The 17,734-nt window shown below is 71.3% G+C and carries 14 protein-coding genes and 1 pseudogene; 8 read left to right on the top strand and 7 right to left on the bottom strand.

The features are described from left to right. Positions 1–169: 169 nt before the first annotated feature. From WMF19_RS45430 to WMF19_RS45420, 3 genes are all read left to right on the top strand, one after another. Positions 170–2,149 carry a zinc-ribbon domain-containing protein gene (locus WMF19_RS45430; RefSeq protein WP_437896047.1) on the top strand — a complete coding sequence of 660 codons (1,980 nt, stop codon included), beginning with the start codon at positions 170–172 and terminating at the stop codon, positions 2,147–2,149. A 78-nt stretch (positions 2,150–2,227) separates the two neighbouring features. After that, positions 2,228–3,148 (top strand): protein kinase domain-containing protein, encoded by a 921-nt coding sequence (locus WMF19_RS45425; protein WP_437896046.1) that lies wholly within the window; start codon positions 2,228–2,230, stop codon positions 3,146–3,148. Between the two features lie 115 nt (positions 3,149–3,263). Further along, positions 3,264–4,391, top strand: a complete 1,128-nt coding sequence (locus WMF19_RS45420; RefSeq protein WP_437896045.1) for a hypothetical protein — start codon at positions 3,264–3,266, stop codon at positions 4,389–4,391. Between the two features lie 4 nt (positions 4,392–4,395). Here WMF19_RS45420 and WMF19_RS45415 read toward each other — a convergent pair whose 3' ends face one another. Beyond that, complete coding sequence (locus WMF19_RS45415; RefSeq protein WP_437901790.1) at positions 4,396–4,569, bottom strand: hypothetical protein; 174 nt, start codon at positions 4,567–4,569, stop codon at positions 4,396–4,398. A 101-nt stretch (positions 4,570–4,670) separates the two neighbouring features. Between WMF19_RS45415 and WMF19_RS45410 the strand changes: the two genes are divergently transcribed. Further along, entirely contained in the window at positions 4,671–4,892 is a 222-nt protein-coding gene (locus WMF19_RS45410; protein ID WP_437901789.1) for a hypothetical protein, read from the top strand. Between the two features lie 41 nt (positions 4,893–4,933). Here the strand turns inward: WMF19_RS45410 and WMF19_RS45405 are convergent. Continuing rightward, positions 4,934–5,251, bottom strand: a pseudogene (locus tag WMF19_RS45405) (FRG domain-containing protein); the annotation flags it as partial. Positions 5,252–5,768: 517 nt separating this feature from the next. Here WMF19_RS45405 and WMF19_RS45400 point away from each other — a divergent pair. Continuing rightward, entirely contained in the window at positions 5,769–6,353 is a 585-nt protein-coding gene (locus tag WMF19_RS45400; RefSeq protein WP_437896044.1) for an Rpn family recombination-promoting nuclease/putative transposase, read from the top strand. Further along, positions 6,350–6,790, top strand: coding sequence for a DUF4351 domain-containing protein (locus WMF19_RS45395; protein ID WP_437896043.1), 441 nt, complete (start codon positions 6,350–6,352; stop codon positions 6,788–6,790). The genes WMF19_RS45400 and WMF19_RS45395 overlap by 4 nt, the downstream gene beginning before the upstream one ends. A 231-nt stretch (positions 6,791–7,021) precedes the next feature. Here the strand turns inward: WMF19_RS45395 and WMF19_RS45390 are convergent, their stop codons facing one another. The 3 genes from WMF19_RS45390 to WMF19_RS45380 all read right to left on the bottom strand — a co-directional run bounded on the left by WMF19_RS45390 (position 7,022) and on the right by WMF19_RS45380 (position 9,425). Continuing rightward, the gene (locus WMF19_RS45390) at positions 7,022–7,219 is read right to left on the bottom strand and encodes a hypothetical protein (RefSeq protein ID WP_437896042.1); all 198 of its coding nucleotides are present in this window, start codon (positions 7,217–7,219) and stop codon (positions 7,022–7,024) included. A gap of 790 nt (positions 7,220–8,009) precedes the next feature. Then, a complete protein-coding gene (locus tag WMF19_RS45385; RefSeq protein ID WP_437896041.1) occupies positions 8,010–9,173 on the bottom strand; it encodes an integrase core domain-containing protein in 1,164 nt (387 codons plus the stop codon). A 36-nt stretch (positions 9,174–9,209) separates the two neighbouring features. Beyond that, positions 9,210–9,425, bottom strand: coding sequence for a hypothetical protein (locus tag WMF19_RS45380; protein ID WP_437896040.1), 216 nt, complete (start codon positions 9,423–9,425; stop codon positions 9,210–9,212). A 455-nt stretch (positions 9,426–9,880) separates the two neighbouring features. Between WMF19_RS45380 and WMF19_RS45375 the strand changes: the two genes are divergently transcribed. Beyond that, positions 9,881–12,412 (top strand): hypothetical protein, encoded by a 2,532-nt coding sequence (locus WMF19_RS45375; protein WP_437896039.1) that lies wholly within the window; start codon positions 9,881–9,883, stop codon positions 12,410–12,412. 73 nt (positions 12,413–12,485) lie between these two features. On the opposite strand, the gene WMF19_RS45370 is transcribed toward WMF19_RS45375, so the two are convergent. Together WMF19_RS45370 and WMF19_RS45365 are read right to left on the bottom strand one after the other, a co-directional pair. Then, complete coding sequence (locus tag WMF19_RS45370; protein ID WP_437896038.1) at positions 12,486–14,216, bottom strand: DUF11 domain-containing protein; 1,731 nt, start codon at positions 14,214–14,216, stop codon at positions 12,486–12,488. Then, positions 14,213–16,045, bottom strand: a complete 1,833-nt coding sequence (locus tag WMF19_RS45365) for an OmpA family protein (RefSeq protein WP_437896037.1) — start codon at positions 16,043–16,045, stop codon at positions 14,213–14,215. Before WMF19_RS45365 ends, WMF19_RS45370 begins: the two co-directional genes overlap by 4 nt. Positions 16,046–16,787: 742 nt before the next feature. On the opposite strand from WMF19_RS45365, the gene WMF19_RS45360 reads away from it, so the two are divergent. Further along, positions 16,788–17,336 (top strand): HD domain-containing protein, encoded by a 549-nt coding sequence (locus WMF19_RS45360; RefSeq protein WP_272102011.1) that lies wholly within the window; start codon positions 16,788–16,790, stop codon positions 17,334–17,336. Positions 17,337–17,734: the final 398 nt, after the last annotated feature.

The following is a 17,734-nucleotide window of genomic DNA, read 5'->3' as shown; positions in this document are numbered from 1 at the left end:
CTGCGTCATCGGGCGGCGCTGCGCCGGCGCGATCATAAAAGAAGTCGCCGCCTTGATCGGCCTCGCGCCGTCCCGCTATTCTGCGTCGACCGACCGGGCCGCGTGAACGTGCGCGTGTGTGGTCGTTGAACCCATGCCCGCATGCCGGAACGGGAAGGGCGACAGTCGCATGAAGATTACGTGTGAGTCGTGCCAGGCCAAGTACACGATTGCCGACGAGAAAGTCGCCGGCAAGACGGTCAAGATCAAATGCAAAAAGTGCAACCACTCCATGGTGGTCCACGGCGCGAATGAGGCTACCCCGGCCGCGCCGCAGGACGCGACCGCGGAGCAGCAGGGCGACCTGTCGGATGACGCCGAGGCGAAGCTCGTGGCCGACGCGGGCGGCGCGTCCCCGGCGGCGGCGCCCGACACGTGGACCGTCAACGTCGCCGAGGGCGACGAGCGGACCATGACGACCGCCGAGCTCGTGGCCGAGTACGCGCGCGGAGGCCTGAGCAACGACACGTACGTGTGGAAGGACGGGATGGGCGACTGGCTGCCGATCGCCAGCGTCCCGGAGCTCAAGGAGCGCTTCTCCTCGCGGGACGACGCGGCTCCCGCGGCCGCAGCAGCCGTCGCCGCGGCGGCGCCAGCTGCCGCGGCGCCCGCGATCGCGACGCCTGTGTCAGCTGCAGCTGCGCCTGCCGCGGCGGCCGTCCCTGCTGCAGCTGCGCCGGCGGCCGCAGCGGCGCCTCCGCCCGCAGCGGTCTCTGCGCCGGCCGCCGCTCCAGCGCCTGCGGCTGCGGCGGTCCCCACGGCTCCGGCGCCTGCTGGGCTCAGGTTCGGGCCCGAGGGGACCGTGGTCATGAAGGACTCGCGACGCGCCCTGAACCAAGCGGGGGCCGCGACCCCGGCGCCTGCAGCCGTCGCATCGGCGAAGGCCCCTGAAGCTGCGGCGCCGGCGAATCCAGCGGCCGCGGCGCCGGCGAATCCAGCAGCCGCGGCGCCGGCGAATCCAGCGGCCGCGGTGCCGGCGCCAGGCGGCGCAGCGGCGCCAGCGGCTGCGCGTCGCGCGGCCCGGGGGGCCGCGGTCGACGTCTTCAGCGCCGCGGAGCGCGCCGAGGACCCCGGCGCGTCCGCCCCGCCGCCGGGCCTCGATCGCCAGGTGGGCGAGCGCAACGAGAACTCGGTCCTCTTCTCGCTCTCGGCGCTCACCGCGACCGAGAACGCTGCGGCCAAGCAGAAGGAAGAAGACGAGCTCCCGTCGGGCCGACGTCCCTCGAACCGCCCCTCGAAGAACAACGGTCGAGCCGGATATGACGACCTGCTGAACCTCGGCGGCGGCCCCATCGCCTCCGCGCCGATGCTCGCGCCGCCGCCGTTGCTCGCGCCGGTGACGGACTCGCGGCCGCCTCCCTCGATGCCGTTTCCGTCCAAGGCGTCGGTGCCGCCCGCGTCGCTCTCGTCGCTCTCTCCGCTCGCGGCGCCGGAGGCCTCGCCCAAGAAGGGCCGCACCGGTCTCATCGCGGCCGCGGTCGCCGCGGTCGTGCTGATCGGCGGCGTCGCCTTCTTCTTCATGCAGTCGCCGAAGCCGGAGACGTCGACGGCCACGCCGGAGCAGGCGAACACCGCCCCCGCCGAGGTGCCGAGCCCTGCGCCGACGCCGACGCCCGCCGAGACCGCTGCGGCCGCAACGCCGTCCACGGCGGAGACGGCGGCGCCGTCCGCGGAGCCCACCGCCAGCGCCGAGGCGCCGAGCGCCGCGACGCCTGCTGCCGCCGCGGCGGAGAAGCCGGCGCCCGCGCCCGCCGCTGCGGCAGAGAAGCCGGCGTCCGCGCCCGCTGCCGCGGCAGAGAAGCCGGCGGCACCGAAGCCGGAGCCGGCGGCGTCCGGAGGCGCCGAGTTCAACCGTGGCGCCGCGAGCTCGGCGCTCGGCGCCGCCGCTGGTTCTGCCAAGAGCTGCAAGAAGGCCGGCGGACCGACCGGGACCGGGAGGGTCAAGGTCACCTTCGCGCCGAGCGGCAGCGTCACGTCGGCTGAAGTCCAGGGGGCGCCGTTCGCCGGGACCAGCGTCGGCGGCTGCGTCGCCAGGCTGTTCCGCGGCGCGCGGGTGCCTGCCTTCGGCGGGGGCCCGGTCTCCGTCAGCAAGTCCTTCACCATCAACTGATCAAGGTCGTCGCGGGAGCGGCACCCTGTAGGCGGCCGGGCTTCTGCTTGCGGTCCCTTCCGCGTAGCATCGTGCCCCGTGACGCTCGTCCTTAGGAGCAGCGCGCCGGACCTCCGCGATCTCGCCCAGGGCCGGCCGGTGCTCGCCGACGCGCGCACGGGCGCGCCTTCCGGGCTGCGCCTTGTGCGGTGGATCGGCGCGGGCGGCATGTCGGCAGTGTTCCTTGCCGAGCGGGATCCGACGGTTGGATCGAGGCACCTCTCCGACATCGCGCCGACGCTCCTCGCCGTGAAGATCGTCAAACCCGAGACGGAGCACTGGCTCGCTCAGCTCGGGATGAGCAGCATGGACCTCGCCCTCCGCGAGATCGAGGCCCTCGTGCGGGTGAGGAACCTGCGTCCACCGAGCGAGTTCGTCATTGGCCTTTACGGCAGCGGCAGTGCGCTCGTTCAGCTCGAGAACGATTCGGCGCTGTCCTTGCCCTGGATCGCGCTCGAGTACGTCGAGGGGTCGAATGCTGGGACGACGCTGGCCGAGCGAATCGAGCTCGCCGGGGAGAGCGGTGTCGACCCGGTGCGGGCTCACCGGCTGGCGCGCGGGATGATCGAGGGCGTGCGCGTGCTGCACCGGCTCGGCGTCATCCACCGCGATCTCAAGCCCAACAACGTCTTCGTCGCTGGCCCCGTGGACGTCGAGACCCCGAAGATTGCCGACTGCGGTATCGCGCGGGTCGAGGGGCTGCGGCTCGCCACGGTGCAGGCGATGACGCCGGGCTATGGCGCGCCCGAGCAGAGCCTCTCGGCGCTGCGACCCAGCCACCAGAACCCGCTGGTCGGGCCGTGGAGCGACGTCCACGCGCTGGCCGCGACGATCTTCTTCGTGATCGCCGGCGAGGACTGGTGCCGCTCGGAGCCGGCCTGGAACGCCGGCGAGCGCCGCAGCCTGCGCACGTCGCGGCGGCTGCACCGGGGGGGTCCTCGCGGACGGCGACCTGCTTGATGCCCTCGACCGGGCGCTCCGCGCGGGCGCATCGCCGAAGCTGCCGCCGGGGACGTGGGATCGGGAGGGCGCGAGCTTCTACGAGGGGCGCGCGCGCCAGCTCTTCGGTGCGTCGGTGTTCGGCGATGCGCCGGCGCGGTATGCGAGCGTCGACGAGCTCGCCGCGGCGATCTTGTCGCCGCTCGAGGCGGTGGCGGCGCGGTGGATCGAGCGCGAGAGCAAGGGGCAGCGGCCGGTGACGCAGTTCCGGCGGACTCGAATGGTCGCGTCGGACGAGGGCGCGCACGCCGCCGTGGAGGTGGTCCCGCCGTCGTCGATCCCCGGAGGTCGCGCGCTGCACCTCGCGCCGGGCGAGGTCGTCTTCCAGCCGGGGAGCTTTGCCTTCGCGTGCAGCGGGGGCGGGCTCTACTGCTTCTCCCAGCGGGAGCCGCAGCTGTTCGAGGTCGACGTGCCGGAGGAGGTGCTCTCGCACTTGGCCGCGACGAGGTGGCTCGCGCGCGGGCCGGGCGGCGGGGTCGCGCTGGTCGGCCCAGCACACGTGCTCCTGATCCGCGGCACCGAGCCCGCGCTCATGTCCCTGCCGTGTCGCCCGGGTGGGGGCGCGGTCGGACCCATCGTCGCCGTGCTTGGCGACGGTCGCACGTTCGGCGTCGTGACGGCGGAGACCGAAGACGGCGAAGGCGGCCCGGAGCTGTGGCTGTCGCAGGACGGTGAGCGCTGGAGCGATCCGCTGCTGTTGCTGCTAAAGGGCGAGGTTCACGCCGTCGCATCGGGGCCGCTCGGCTTCTTCGTGGCGGGAAGTTACCGGGGCAAGCGCGGCCGGGCGATGTGGCTTGGCTACGATGGCAAGGCGCAGGTGTTCGCGACGGGCATGACCGACGCGCCACCGCTGGAGGTGGCCGTCGCGGGCGCCGATGGCGCGGCGTGGGCCGCGGGCGCCGGGGTGGTCATGCGCTTCGATCAGAGCGGCGCCGCGATGGAGGCGTCGGAGGGCGGCAGCTGCCCGGTGGCGATGGGCCTCGACGAGGATGGGGTGCCGTGGCTCGTGACCGAGCGCGAGGTGCTGCGCCGGCACGGCGCGGGGGTGCCGGTCTGGAGGCGGTACCATGCGCAGCCAGAGGGGGCGCCCAGGCTGGTGGCGATCGGGTTCCATCCGACCGGTGTGCGCGTGGTCGACGCTCTCGGCGGCGGGGTGGTGCTGCGGCCGGCGGATTTCGCGACGACGCGGCCTTTCGGCGGGTGAGGGCTTATTCGCCCCGCCGGCGCCGCCGGTCCTGCATTTCCTCTTCGAGTTCGTCTCGCAGCTTCGCCCTGAGCTCCAGGCCGACCCCGGTCAGGTCGGGGAAGAGCACGCTCGCCGTCATTCCCTGACTCGCGAGCTGCTTGCGGATGCCGTCTGCCGCCGCCCGGGGAATGATCACCTTGGTGAGGAGCTCTCTGCCGGACGACGCCTCGGCGCCGAGGATTGGCGCCAGGTGATCGAGCGCGAAATCGTGGTCGTTCCTCTAGATAGACCGAGAAGATGCCCTGTTGCCGCTCGATGCGGGCCACGTCGAGCGGGGCCCGGAACACGACGAGCGCGGAGTCGACGGCGGGCGGCGCGGCCGTGGCGTCCTCGCGGGGCAGGATGCTCGACACGGGCGTGAAGAAGGGCGGTGTCCTGCCGCCGAGGAAGGAGCGGAGGTTCTCGATCCGGAAGGCGCCTTCCGGGAGGCGCCGGCCGAGCGCCGCGGGAAAGGGGTAGTCCGAGAGGTTGAGTCGATAGATGGCCGCGTCGTCGGGCGAGCGCTCCGAGAGCGCGAAGAACGCCGCGACGAGGGGGTTATAGGTCCAGTCGAGAAGGCGGGTCGGTACGCCGTGGTGCTGGGCGAGGCACAGGGCGCGCCACTCGTCGGCGAGGACGTCCGGCTCGCCGCGCGCCGCCAGCCGAAAGCGACGCGCGATGTCGCGCTCGCGCGGGCCGAGCCACTCGCCGTCGACGGGCGAAAGCGGGGGCGAGGTGCGCTCCACGTCGCGGTAGAGCGTCGGCACCAGGCTCCACGCGGCGCTCGTGTGGCCCCGGTAGCAGAACCGCGAGCCGGGCGCGGCTTCGAGGAGGGCCATGAGCTCCGAGAGGCGGGAGATGTGGAGGGTCTGCACCGGGGAGGAGGATACGGCAGGTGAGGCGGGCGTGATCAGGGCTGAGCGGAGCGGGCGATCTGGGCCCGAGGCGAACCGCTCCGAGGCGACCCGAACCAGGTTGGGTTGGCAGCACTGGCGTGCGCGAAAGACGATTGAGAGATGAGATGGTTTGCCTCGCCGTAATTGCGCGACACCGTTCGATGTCATCTCATGAATCGCATCCAAAAATAAATTTCCTTTTCATGGTCAATCCATCTGTGACTTGCTAGCGAATCGGCCTCGGAGACGGCGCGCCGCCGAGCCCGTGTTCGGCGGCGCAAGGCCGACGTTTGTCCTTCCGCGCCGCGGAGGCGCTTGCCCCATCACGACGGCCGGCTGCACACGTCGGCCAGCCGCGGAGCTCCGGGCTTACGCGATGGCCATCGGCCGTGACGAGGCGGCGATGCGCGAGATCGGCGAGCTCGCCGGCACGGAGAGCGCGGGCGGGGAGTGAGTCTCGATGACGCCGACCCCTCACGACGCCCTGTTCAAGTCCACGTTCAGCCAGCCGGAGCACGCGGCCGGGGCGCTGCGCGAGGCGCTGCCGGCGGCGCTTGCGGCCCAGATCGACTTCGGGTCGCTGACGCTGCAACCTGGCAGCTTCATCGACGAAGCGCTCGTGGCGAGCCACAGCGACCTGCTCTTCACCGCGAGGCTGGAGCAAGGGTCGCGGTTCATCTACGTGCTCTTCGAGCACCAGAGCACGATGCACCCGCTGATGGCGTCCCGGCTGCTCGCGTACATGGTGCGGATCTGGCAGGGCTACCTGGAGCGTCACCCCACGGCGACGCTCCTCCCGGGGATCCTGCCGGTGGTGCTGTATCACGGCGCGATTGCCTGGAACGCGCCGGTTTCGTTCCAGGATCTGCTGGATGTGCCGCCGGAAACGCTGGCGCAGATGGCCGAGCATGTGCCGCAGTTCTGTTTCGTGCTGGACGACATCAGCCACGAGACGGACGAGGCGCTGCGAGCGCGGGCGATGACGGCGCTGGGGCGGGTGGTGCTGTGGTGCTTCCGGCATTCGAGCGACTTCGACGAGCTGTGAAGCTCCTGCCGGCGTGGCGCGACGTACTCGAGGAGGTGCGTCGGGCGCCCAGCGGAGGGGCTGCGCTCGCGCGCTTGTGGCATTATATGTTCAGCATCGCCGACCTGCGCGACCCCGAGAAAGTGCTGAATGCGCTGCTCGCGGCAGCGGGACCGGAGGCCAAGGAGGAGATCGTGACCATCGCAGATTACCTTCGCGAAGAGGGGCGCCGGGAGGGCCGGCTGGCGGGCGAGCGAGAGGGCCGGCTGGCGGGCGAGCGAGAGGGCCGGCTCGAAGGGCAGCGGAGCACGTTGCTGAAGCAGCTCCGGCTGCGCTTCGGCGAGCTGCCGGAGCCGATCGAGGCGCGCATCGGCGCCGCGGATGCCGCGCAGATCGAAGGCTGGACCGAGCGCGTGATCACCGCGCCTACGCTCGACGACGCGCTGACCGAGCGCTGATGCGGTGCCCCCGCTCGACGACACGTTGGCCGAGCGCTGACGCGGCTCCCTAGTGCATGTTGTCTCCAGCGTCGCGTGTCGCCGGGACACCGCGGGGACGTTGGCGCTCGAATCGATGCGCGCGCCGTTGGTGGGCCGATGCTGATTGCACCAAGAGACGGCGTCTCCTGCATTGCCGGACGATCGATCAGAGCTACCGACGCTGGGCGGAGACTCGGGCGCCGCAGGTCCTCACGGCGCCCGAGGTGAGTCAGCTGCCGGGAGCTCTCCGGGACCCTCTCGGAGCAGCTCGGCCTCGCGCTCGACGCTCAGCGTGAACTCGGGCGCGCCGCCCGACGAGCGGTGCGCGCCTCCGGCGGCGCTCGAAGCGCGGGTGTTCTTGGCGTTCTTGGTCCTGGAGGAAGCAGCGGTGGGTGCGTTCGGTGCCATGGCGACGCGATGTCTCCTTGTCGAGGTCAGCGCCCCTCGAGCGGAGGGGCGGTCGCTCAATGGGGAAATCGGCGCCGCGGAGGATTCGGGTCACAGGAGAGCACGATACCGACGCTTTCGTCGCAAGGTCGCAAGGAGACAGAGGCGCCGCGCAAGCGGACGCCGAGGCTGCGCAGCAGCGGCGGCGACGGCCATGCGCGGGCGTCGAGTCATAGTAACGCAGACCACCAACTGGGCGCGCAGGAGGATGCCGGGGCTGCATAGGAGCCACATGATCATGAGATAGGACACAAAGATGGGCGCGCAGGAGGGCCGCGGGGGCCGCGCAGGAGGCGTGCGATCGTACGGTAGGACACAAAAATGAGTGCGCAGGAGGGTCGCGGGGGCCGCGCAGGAGGGCGCCGAGGCCGCGCAGGAGGGCTGCCGGGACCGCGCAGCAGGACCGCCGGGGTTGTGCAGGAGGGCGCCGAGGCCGCGTAGCAGGGTCGCGGGGGCTGCGCAGGAGGGCCGCCGGGGCTGCGCAGGAGGGCGCCGAGGCCGCGCAGCAGGACCGCCGGGGTTGCGCAGTGTACGAGCGGAGCCCTGGTAACACTTCTAACCGGGAGCTGCGGTGACACTTCCTTGAGCTACAGGCCCATGCTCCGGGAGGACTGGAAACAGGGACCGGATCCTCGTCGGCGCGACACGCTCGCCGCGCTTTCTCGGACCGCCTGGATCTAACCACGAACCGCTCTCCGTGGTCGCGGTACACACGAGCCTCTTCTCACGATCCGGCGTGAGTTCGCGCAGATCACCGCGCCCTGACCAGCTTCAGCTCCTTGTTCTTCAGGGTGACCTGCGTGAGCAGAACCGGGCCGTAGTACAGCTCCCAGACGTCATCGGCGATCGGAGTCAGCCCCACGGGCTCGCCGGCGAGCAGTGTGGAGACGTTGGTCTGCGCGCCCCCGAACAGCATCCGTCCTTGCTCGTCCAGGCGTCGAACGGCCATCGTGTCCGGGTACTCCGGCGACGAGGACTTGCTCGGCATCGAGCGGCGCGAGGGCGTGTAGCGCGAAGCCGGCGTCCTCTGGCCGAGCGCCTCGTGCGGACGCTGATCATTGTACTCGTGCCGAAACCGGTCGAAGACGCGCTGCTGCGCTGCCAAGTTGGCTTCTGGCGGCGATGTCGCCTCCGCCTTCAACGTCTTGTGCATTCGCTCGTGGCGGCCGTTCTGCTGCGGCTTGCCGGGCTCGATCCGCTCGGGATGAATGCCGAGCTTGATCCAGCTGACCGAGAGCGCCGAGAGCCCACCGATGCCAATCGTGGCGAACGGCGGGCCGTTATCGGAGCGGATGCGGTGCGGCAGCCCGAACTCGCGGAACGCGCGCTCGAAGTGCGGCCGCACCGAGGCCTCGTCCGGCTTCGCCACGCCCTCGCACTTGAGCAGGTACCGCGACGCCTGGTCCGTCAACGTCAGCGGGTGGCAGCGCGTCCTGTCGCCGAGCGCGAAGTGCCCTTTGAAATCGGCGCACCACGTGTCATTCGGCTGCTCCGCTGGAGCCAGCGGCGACGGCATCGCGGTCGTCGGCGTCACTACGCGGCGCCGACGGGGCCGGATCAGCCCGTGCTTCTTGAGCAACTCGCCGATGGTGCTCGTTGCTGGCAGCCCCTCGACGCCCAGGCTCTCCAGCCGCGCACGCAGCTTCTTCGGCCCCCACGTGGGGCACTCCTTCCGCAGCTCGATCAGCGCGTCGATGAGCGCCGCTGGCGTCGCATGCGGGAACGAGCGCGCCACGGGCCGCCGCTCCTCCAGCCCGCTCGGTCCGGCCTGCTCGTAGCGCTCCACCCACTTGTACCCCGTCTTCCGGCTGATGCCGAACCGCCGGCACAGCTCCGCGAACGTCTCGTCCGACTCGTTGACCTGCGCGATGAATCGAAGCCTCTCGTCCACTGAACATGTCTCTTTCCAGGGCACCGGCGCTCCTCCGTCGCCGGTCCTCTACGACATGTGTCACCTAAGCTCCCGGTCCGTCCGGGTGCTACCCAGGCTCCCGGTCTGAACCGTTACCCAGGCCACCGGTCCGTACCGCTCCCTCACGATCTGGAACGGGCCGATGCGGCCTGGATTCGCCCGATCGAGCAGCTTCTCGAGCGGCTTGCGCCGGTCGCGGTCGGCGTGGCTCATGGACTGCTGGAACCCCGGAAGGCCTTTGCGCGCGTCGAGCATCGAGCACCCCCCGAGCACCGCCGGTACGACGGTGAGCCTCCGACAACCCGCCGCTTCTCGGCGTCTACCCCCGGCTCCGGCATGCTGCATGTAGGATACCGGCCACGGCGCCAGAGGGGAAGGAGCCCCGCGGGAGAGGGGCGGGGTATGCCGCGCTCCGCGGGACGTGGCCCGGCGCGGCAGGTAGAACCGCCGGCTGGCCGCCGCCGTGCAATTCGCCGGAGCGAAGCGGCGCAGTGAGGCTGACACCGCAGTGGTAGCCTCGCGCGATGCGGCGTCCGCTGGGTGCGACCCTCTGGTTCTTTTTCTTTTGCAGCCTGCTGGTGCTGCTCCTCGCCTGCTCCGGATCTGCACCGCCGCAGCCGGTAGAGCCGTCCGCGGCCGGGACGGCGCAGCGTCCGCCACCACCGATGCCGCCAGATCCATGCCAGTCAGCCGGGGAGCTGCGCAAGCTCGTGCCCACGCTGCTCGGCAAGGGCCGGCTGGATCGGACGGTGCGTGTCATCGGAAAGGCCAACCGGCTGTGCCCCGCGACGGCCGCGGCGACGTGGGCCGCGGAGGTCGAGACGCTGGCGGAGCTTGGGCGTTACGCCGAGGCGCGGCGGGTGGCGCAGGAGATCGAGGCGGCGAGGTCGGCGCCGGAGGACGCCAGGAAGGCGGCGACGGCGGCGATGGAGAAGAGCGCGCGGCTCGACAGGAGCTTTGCCGAGACGGACGAGGCCAAGGCGGCGATGCGCCGGCTGTACGGGGAGGCCGACAGGCTGTACGCGAAGGGCGATGAGGCGTCGCTGCGAGGCGCGATGGAGAAGTTCGTCGCCGCGTGGGAGGCGTGGCGACCCAACGGGCAGGCGCTGGTTGCCGCGGGGGAGTGCGCGAAGAGGGTAGGGGCTCGGCCCATGGCGCAGCGGCTGTTCGATCGGGCGATGGTGGACCTGGAGAAGGCGACGGGGGAGGCGCTTTCGCTGGAAGTGCCCGATGGATTCTCGGGACCTGTCGCCTCGGTTGCCTGGTCGCCCGATGGGACGCGTCTGGCCGTTGCTCACGGAGGTGAGATTTCGATCGTCGATACCACGACTCGGAGGGAGCGAGCTCGCCTGCGGGCGCACTCCATGCTGGTGAATGCGGTGGCGTTTTCTCCGGACGGCAAGCAGCTCGCCTCGGGGGCCAGGAGCGGGGTCGTGCAGCTGTGGGAAGGGAGCACGGGAGCGCTGCTCAAGACCCTGGAGGGGCACACCGGCGGGGTGACAGCGGTGGCGTTCTCGCCGGATGGCAAGCGGCTCGCCTCGGGGTCTGGCGATGGGACCGTGCGGCTGTGGGAAGGGAGCACGGGAGCGCTGCTCAAGACCCTGCAGGGGCGTGGGGTGACAGCGGTGGCGTTCTCGCCGGACGGCAAGCGGCTCGCGTCGGGGTCCAGCAGCGGGGTCGTGCAGCTGTGGGAAGGGAGCAGAGGAGCGCTGCTCAAGACGCTGGAGGGGCACACCGGTGGGGTGATAGCGGTAACGTTCTCGCCGGACGGCAAGCGGCTCGCCTCCGGGGCTACGGACAATACCGTGCGGCTGCGGGAAGCGAGCACGGGCGCGCTGCTCGCCACGTTGAGCGGGCACCCCCGCCGGCTGCTCACGGTGGCGTTTTCGCCGGACGGCAAGCGGCTCGCCTCGGGGGCCACGGACAATACCGTGCGGCTGTGGGAAGCGAGCACGGGCGCGCTGCTCAAGACGCTGGAGGGGCACACCGATGGGGTGACAGCGGTGGCGTTCTCGCCGGACGGCAAGCGGCTCGCCTCGGGGTCCGGGGACAAGAGCGTGCGGCTGTGGGAAGGGAGCACGGGAGTTCTGCTCACCACCCTGAGGGGACACACAAGCCCTGTGACGGCGATGATGCTTTCGCCGGATGGCAAGCGGCTCGTCTCGGGATCTCATGATGGGACGGTGCGGCTGTGGGAAGGGAGCACGGGCGCGCTGCTCAAGATGCTGAAGGGGCACACAGATGGAGTGACGGCGGTGACGTTGTCGCCGGATGGCAAGCGGCTCACATCGGGAGCCTTGGACAATACGGTGCGGCTGTGGGACGTGAGCACGGGCGCTCTTCTCAAGGACCTGAAGGGGCACACAAGCCTGGTGAGCACGGTGGCGCTGTCGCCGGATGGCGCGCGGCTCGCCGCGGGGTCCTGGGATGCGACCGTGCAGCTGCGGGAAGCGAGCACGGGCGCGCTGCTCAAGACGCTGGAGGGGCACGCCGGCGGGGTGACAGCGGTGGCGTTCTCGCCGGACGGCAAGCGGCTCGCCGCGGGGTCCTGGGACAAGACCGTGCGGCTGTGGGAAGCGAGCACGGGCGCGCTGCTCAAGACGCTGGAGGGGCACGCCGACGGGGTGACAGCGGTGGCGTTTTCGCCGGACGGCAAGCGGCTCGCCTCGGGAGATCTGGACGCTACCGTGCGGCTGTGGGAAGCGAGCACGGGCGCGCTGCTCAAGACGCTGGAGGGGCACGACCGCGGGGTGACAGCGGTGGCGTTCTCGCCGGACGGCAAGCGGCTCGCCTCGGGGGCTGCGGACAATACCGTGCGGCTGTGGGAAGCGAGCACGGGCGCGCTGCTCGAGACGCTGGAAGGGCACACGAGCCGGGTGACCGCACTGGCGTTCACGCCGGATGGCAACGTGCTCGTGTCCGCTGCAGAAGACGGATCGGCGATGCTCCATCGCGTCGCCGGCGGGAGTCGACTCGCCACGCTCCGCGCCATCGAGGACAAGGACGCCGGCTACGTCTTCACCAGAGAGCACATCGATTTCACGGGGGCCGATCTGTGCGCCGCCCGCGTCTACCCGATCTGCCGCTTCGGTCCGCTGGCCTTCCCCATCGACGTGTGCGAGGAGCGCGTCTACGTCAAGGACCTGCTCGCGAAGGTCCAGGCCGGAGACACCTCCTCTGCCGAGCCGGAGTACGTCGCCGACCCGAGCCCATGCACGGCCGCTTCCGTCGCGTCGGAGTGACACACACGGCCGTGCGCCACGCGACGACCTCCTCGCCGCGTGCTACGCCCGCGACGACGCCCTCGCCGCGCGGCTACGCCCTCCGCCGCCGGCAGAGCAGACCCGCCAGCGCGAGCCCGGCGAGCCAGCCGGCGCTCCCATCCCGGCCTCGCGGGCTCGCCGCGCAGGGGCCGAGCATGCCGCTGCCGGCCGCATAGAAAGCCTCCGGCACCACGGCCACCTCGGTCGGCGGCGCGCCCGGGGCGTCGCCGTTGCCGTCCGTCGGATCGTCGCTGACCGGCGCGCCGAACGCGCCAGCAGCGGAGATCTTCGCCTGGTTCTTGATGAGGTCCGGCGCATCCGCGTCGACCGTCACCTCGAAGCGCACGGTGACGCTGCCGTCGACAGGGATGCTCCCGCCTCGCGCGCTGTCCGCCCCATCCCCGAGCCAGAACGTGATGGTCCGCGTCGCGGGATCGTACTGCCCGAGGTCGTCGCCAGGCGCGTCCGTCTGGGGACCGGCGTTCGGCCCGTCGACGATCGACAGCGAGCCAGGGACGAACGTCACGCCGGCAGGCAGCGCGTCCGTCAGCACAGCGCCCACGGCCTCGTCATTGCCCGTGTTCGTCGCCGTGATGCGGTACTCGACGGCGTCTCCGCGGTAGGTCGGCAGCCCGCCGAGATCCGTGGCCACCTTGCTCGATTTGCTGAAATCAGGCCCGTAGTTGGAGATCGACGTCACCCACCCCGCGAGGAAATAGAGCTCGTCCTTGCTCGTGGCGACGAGCGTGGCCCGATCGTCCCCCGGCTTGAGCTTCGCGCTGACATCGACGATGTCGATGTCGACCCCCGACATGCTCTGAGGCGTGCCCGGGATCCTCGGGAGATCGCCCTCGACCGACACCGCCTTTCCGAGCGCCGAACGGGTGCTGTTGAAGAAGTTGTCCGCGGGGTTCAGCTCGTCGCTCAGCGCCTCGGCCAGATCGGGCTTCCCCGGGTTCTTCGGGTTGAAGAACACGCTGTCGCCGGTGTTCGAGTTGTCGCCCTCGAACGCGACGATGCCCAGCTTCGCCACGAAGCCGGCGTCGGGCACCTTGAAGCCCGAGAGCTCGACCTGCTGCCATCCCACGTCGGAGACCCGGTCGAGCCCGTCGAACAGCGCGAGGTTGCGCATCGGCGATCTCGGCGCCTCGTAAAACACCACCATCCACCACGCGACGAAGACCACGTCGTCGTCGCTGTCCCTCACGTCGACGACGTCCACGCCGCCTACCCGGTAGGCCCCGGCGCCGCTCTCCTTCACGATCGAGGTGATGTCGGCGACGGACTGGTAGTTGTGCGACTCGTTGGGTTTCCCCTGGTTGATCACCGTCTCGACCGAGTCGATGGCGGTCACCGTGCCGTCGTAGCCGCCCTCGTGGTGGAGCTCCACGTCCGGATCGGCGCCGGCGGTGTTGCGCGCGGCCCAGTACAGGAACGCGTGGGTCACCGTCGCCCCCTCGGGCAGCGTCAGCACAGCGGTCGTGCGCGCCATCTCCGGGGTGATATCGAGGCTCGCCTCCGCCCTGCCGGCGGCAGGCGAGTCGGAGCGCCAGAAGAGATCGGGCCCCGACTCGACGGTCGACTGGCCGCATGCGCCCACCGTGCCCTCCGTGGGCCTCGGCGTCGCGGAGCGGCACTCCTGCCCGAGCGAGCTCCCGATGAGGGCGAAGTCGCCCTGCTGATCGACCTGTACGCGCAGCTTGGGCTCGGCCGTCGCGCTGGCGGTCGTGAGCCCGATCAGCGTGAGGGACGCGAGCCCCGTGATGCTCAACTGCCTTCTCATCGATCCTCTCCGGTCTCGGCCTGCGGCTTGTACGCGGCCTGCTTCATGATGTTGAACTGGACTCGTCGGTTCCGCTGCCTCCCGGCCTCCGTCGCGTTGTCGTCGATGGGCTGGTCCCGGCCGTAGCCCTGGGCCGTCAGTCTCGTCGAGTCGATGCCGCGGCGGACCAGCGCCGTCATGACGGAGTTGGCGCGGTTCTGCGACAGGACCCTGTTGTGCTCCACGGTGCCCCGGTTGTCGGTGTGACCCTGGATCTCGATGAGCTCGATCTCCGGGTGCTCCTTCAGCACCTCGGCGACCTCGTCGAGCAGCGGATCGCTGACCGGCTTGATGGTGGCCTTGTCCGTGTCGAACTGCACCTGCTGGAGGATCACGACGTGCTTCTCGGTCACCCGCACCGCCTTCGGGCAGCCGTTCTTCTCGGGGTCAGGATCCGCGAAGCCCTTCTCCCTCGGGCAGGCGTCCTTGTCGTCGCGGAACGAGTCGCCGTCCGTGTCGCGCGGGCAGCCGTTCTTCTCCGGGTTCTTCGAGCGGAACCCCTTGATGTCGGGGCACGCGTCCTCGGCGTCGGCCACGCCGTCGTCGTCCTGGTCCGGCGGGCAGCCGTTCTTCTTCGGGTCGTCGCTGCGCACACCGGCGACGGCGGGGCAGGCGTCCTCGGCGTCGACGATGCCGTCGGCGTCGCGGTCCGGCGGCGGCGGGCAGCCGTTCTTCTTCGGGTCGTCGCTGCGCACGCCGGCGACGGCGGGGCAGGCGTCCTCGGCGTCGACGATGCCGTCGGCGTCGCGGTCCGGCGGCGGCGGGCAGCCGTTCTTCTTCGGGTCGCCGCTGCGCACGCCCGGCACGCTCGGGCACGCGTCTTCGGGGTCGCCGATGCCGTCCCTGTCCTGGTCCGTCGGCTGCTCCGGCGTGAAGGCGGCCATCGCGACGGCGCGCACGTCCGGCGTCCCGATCCCCGAGGTGATCCCCGGACCGACGCCGATGCCCGCCTCCATGAAGGGCAGGAATCGATACCTCGCGTCGAGGAGGAGCTCCGCGTTGGTCGAGCGGCTGCTGAGGTCCTCCAGCACCATCGCGGCGCTGAGCTCCGGCCCCACCTGGAGCCGGCCGTCCGCGGCGAGGAACCCGACGCCGCCGCCCAGCGTGAGCATCGTCCCCTGCGCCACGCCGCCGAACGACTGGGAGCGCCGGACCTCCGTGCCCAGCGCGGTCGACCAGACGAGCCGCTCCATGCGGCCGCCCACAGCGACATACGGCATCGCCCGGACGCTCCCGTCGCTCACGAACGAGTCGTCCGCGCCGGTCGGCAACCAGAGGTACGCGCCGACGGCGAGCTGGAACGGGTCGTGGTACGTACCATGGAGCTGCACGCGCGCGCCGAGCCGCACGTCGCCGAGCGCCGCGCCGCTCGGCGACGGGAACTGCTGGCCGCCGCCGCTCGGGCTCTCGCCCGACTGCACCGCGGTGAGCGGCGCATCGAGGTCGAAGCTCACCTTGTTCCAGAGCGGGAGCGACGCGCCCAGGCGGAACGTGAGCTGATCGCTGACGACCGCGCCGATCTCCGCGCCGTCGCGCTCGCGCCGCAGGACCAGCGGGTTGCTCGCGTAATCTGCGAGCAGCATTACATGCGGCGTGAGGTGCCCTGCCGCGAACGGCGACGGCACGCTGAACATGCGGTCCCCGGCCGGCGCCGGCACGAAGCGGCTCAGGGCCATGCCTCCGGGGTTGACCGGCGCGTCCTGCGCGCGCGCAGGCGCAGGGGGGAGGAGGAGGGCGACGACGAGAGCGGCCAGCGCGGCGGTAAGCGAACGGAGAGCCCAAAGTCTCATGAGGTGGCACCCTGCATCGGCGGGTTTCGCATGACGATATAAGACGCTGTCGCGGACGAGTATACAGGTCGGCAAGTGCGGAGTCTTGAGCAACGAGCGACGTCGCCGGCATGTTCGTAGGACTTGCGCGCACCTCCCCGGACCATTCCCCGACCATTCCGCGCCACCCCCAGCGCATTCCCCGATCCGCTGAACGAACGAGAGGCTATCGCGCGCGGGCGGCGCGCGCTCCATCGCAGGGACGCTGCGGCGAGCGGGCCGTGCCGCTGCAGCGCGGCCGCGATCGCCGCGGGCCTCTGCCCGCGTGGCACAACAAGACAGGAAATCAGGCCAGTCGACCTCGGCGGAGAGCGGTTATCCCGCGCTGCCCGCCGGACGACTGGAGGAAGAGAGGGACCGTCGAGTCGACGAGAGGGCCGGGAGAGCCCCTCTCGTCGCGGCGGCCCCGGCGCGAGGCGGGCGCCTGGGCCGGCAGGCCGGGGTCGCCCGCGGCGCGGCGGCGCGTCGCACACCTCGCCCGGCGCATCCCTCGTGGCGCCTGCCCGCTGCCCGCCGAGCGCGCTCGGCGCACGCCGCACACCGAGCTCCTGGTGCGCTGGGCGCGCGAACCGCCGCGGCCCTCGAGGGCGCGCTTCGAACGGCGCAGGGTCGGATCGGGACGGAGGACCTGCCGGACGGGACAGGGGGCGCTCGGGCGCCTGCGCTCCGGACGCCGAGCGGCTATGGTTGGCGGGACATCGCGATGGGCACCCTCCTCAAGCGTGCGCTCGACCAGGCGGCGGTCTGGCATCGAGCCCAGAAGCGCAAGTATCCGAACGCCGACGTCCCCTACATCAGCCACCTCGCCGGCGTGGCGGTCCTGCTCGCGCGCCACGGCTTCGACGACGAGGTCGTCGCGGCCGGCGCGCTGCACGACGCCATGGAGGACCAGGGCGTCACGTTCGACGAGCTGAGCCAGCGCTTCGGCGATCGCGTCGCCACGCTCGTCCGCCACGTGACCGAGCAGGACAGGGCGCTGCCCTGGGAAGACCGCAAGCGGCTCTATCTCGAGGCGTTCCCGAAGAAGCCCTGGGAGGCGCAGGCGATCACGCTGGCCGACAAGATAGACAACTTCCAGTCGATCATCGTCTGCGCGCGCGAGCACGGCGATCCGTGGTCGATGTTCAAGCGCGGTCGGGACATGCAGATCGCGAGGTTCGAAGAGCTGCGCGCGATGTGCCGCGGCCTGCCGCCGCACCCGCTGCTCGACGAGTACGGGGCCGTGCTCGACGAGCTCCTGTCGACGGGCTGAGCGCCGGATCTGCGGGGCTCGACGACGCGCTCCGGAGCGTCGGCGGCGAGCGGAGCTCCGCCCGCGGGAGATCCCGAAGACCGAGGCCTCGGAGACACGGTGTGTCTCGAACGTGAACGAGGCGAGGGCGGCGCGCGCTGGATTCCGGAGTGGCCCTCTCGGGGATGCGCGATCGGCGAGAGCCAGCGTGAAGGGACCAGAGCTCCCGTGAGCCACACTGCCCCGCTCCGTGCCGGATCGGGCTCACTCGGGCCCTCCGCTCCCTTCCTGTGAGCACGACGAGCACCCCTCCTGCCCGTCCCGGGCGCGCGACAACCACGCTGATCCCGGGCGGCGCTGCGTTCCGGAGCGGCCGGGGCGCGCGCATCGACAGGCGCTCACCGGCACATGCGATGCAC

It is taken from the genome of Sorangium sp. So ce124 (assembly GCF_051525235.1).
In the GTDB taxonomy this organism is placed as follows: Bacteria; Myxococcota_A; Polyangia; order Polyangiales; family Polyangiaceae; genus Sorangium; species Sorangium atrum.
Note: the sequence above shows the minus strand (reverse complement) of the source record. Positions and strands in the feature narration are given on the sequence as shown.

What these genes read in the sequence shown, in the direction of transcription:
- WMF19_RS45360 (WP_272102011.1), top strand. Translation starts at nt 16,788, where the DNA reads ATGGGCACCCTCCTCAAGCGTGCGCTCGACCAGGCGGCGGTCTGGCAT.
- WMF19_RS45430 (WP_437896047.1), top strand. Translation starts at nt 170, where the DNA reads ATGAAGATTACGTGTGAGTCGTGCCAGGCCAAGTACACGATTGCCGAC.
- WMF19_RS45365 (WP_437896037.1), bottom strand. Translation starts at nt 16,045, where the DNA reads ATGAGACTTTGGGCTCTCCGTTCGCTTACCGCCGCGCTGGCCGCTCTC.
- WMF19_RS45380 (WP_437896040.1), bottom strand. Translation starts at nt 9,425, where the DNA reads ATGCTCGACGCGCGCAAAGGCCTTCCGGGGTTCCAGCAGTCCATGAGC.
- WMF19_RS45390 (WP_437896042.1), bottom strand. Translation starts at nt 7,219, where the DNA reads ATGGCACCGAACGCACCCACCGCTGCTTCCTCCAGGACCAAGAACGCC.
- WMF19_RS45400 (WP_437896044.1), top strand. Translation starts at nt 5,769, where the DNA reads ATGACGCCGACCCCTCACGACGCCCTGTTCAAGTCCACGTTCAGCCAG.
- WMF19_RS45370 (WP_437896038.1), bottom strand. Translation starts at nt 14,216, where the DNA reads ATGAGAAGGCAGTTGAGCATCACGGGGCTCGCGTCCCTCACGCTGATC.
- WMF19_RS45410 (WP_437901789.1), top strand. Translation starts at nt 4,671, where the DNA reads ATGCCCTGTTGCCGCTCGATGCGGGCCACGTCGAGCGGGGCCCGGAAC.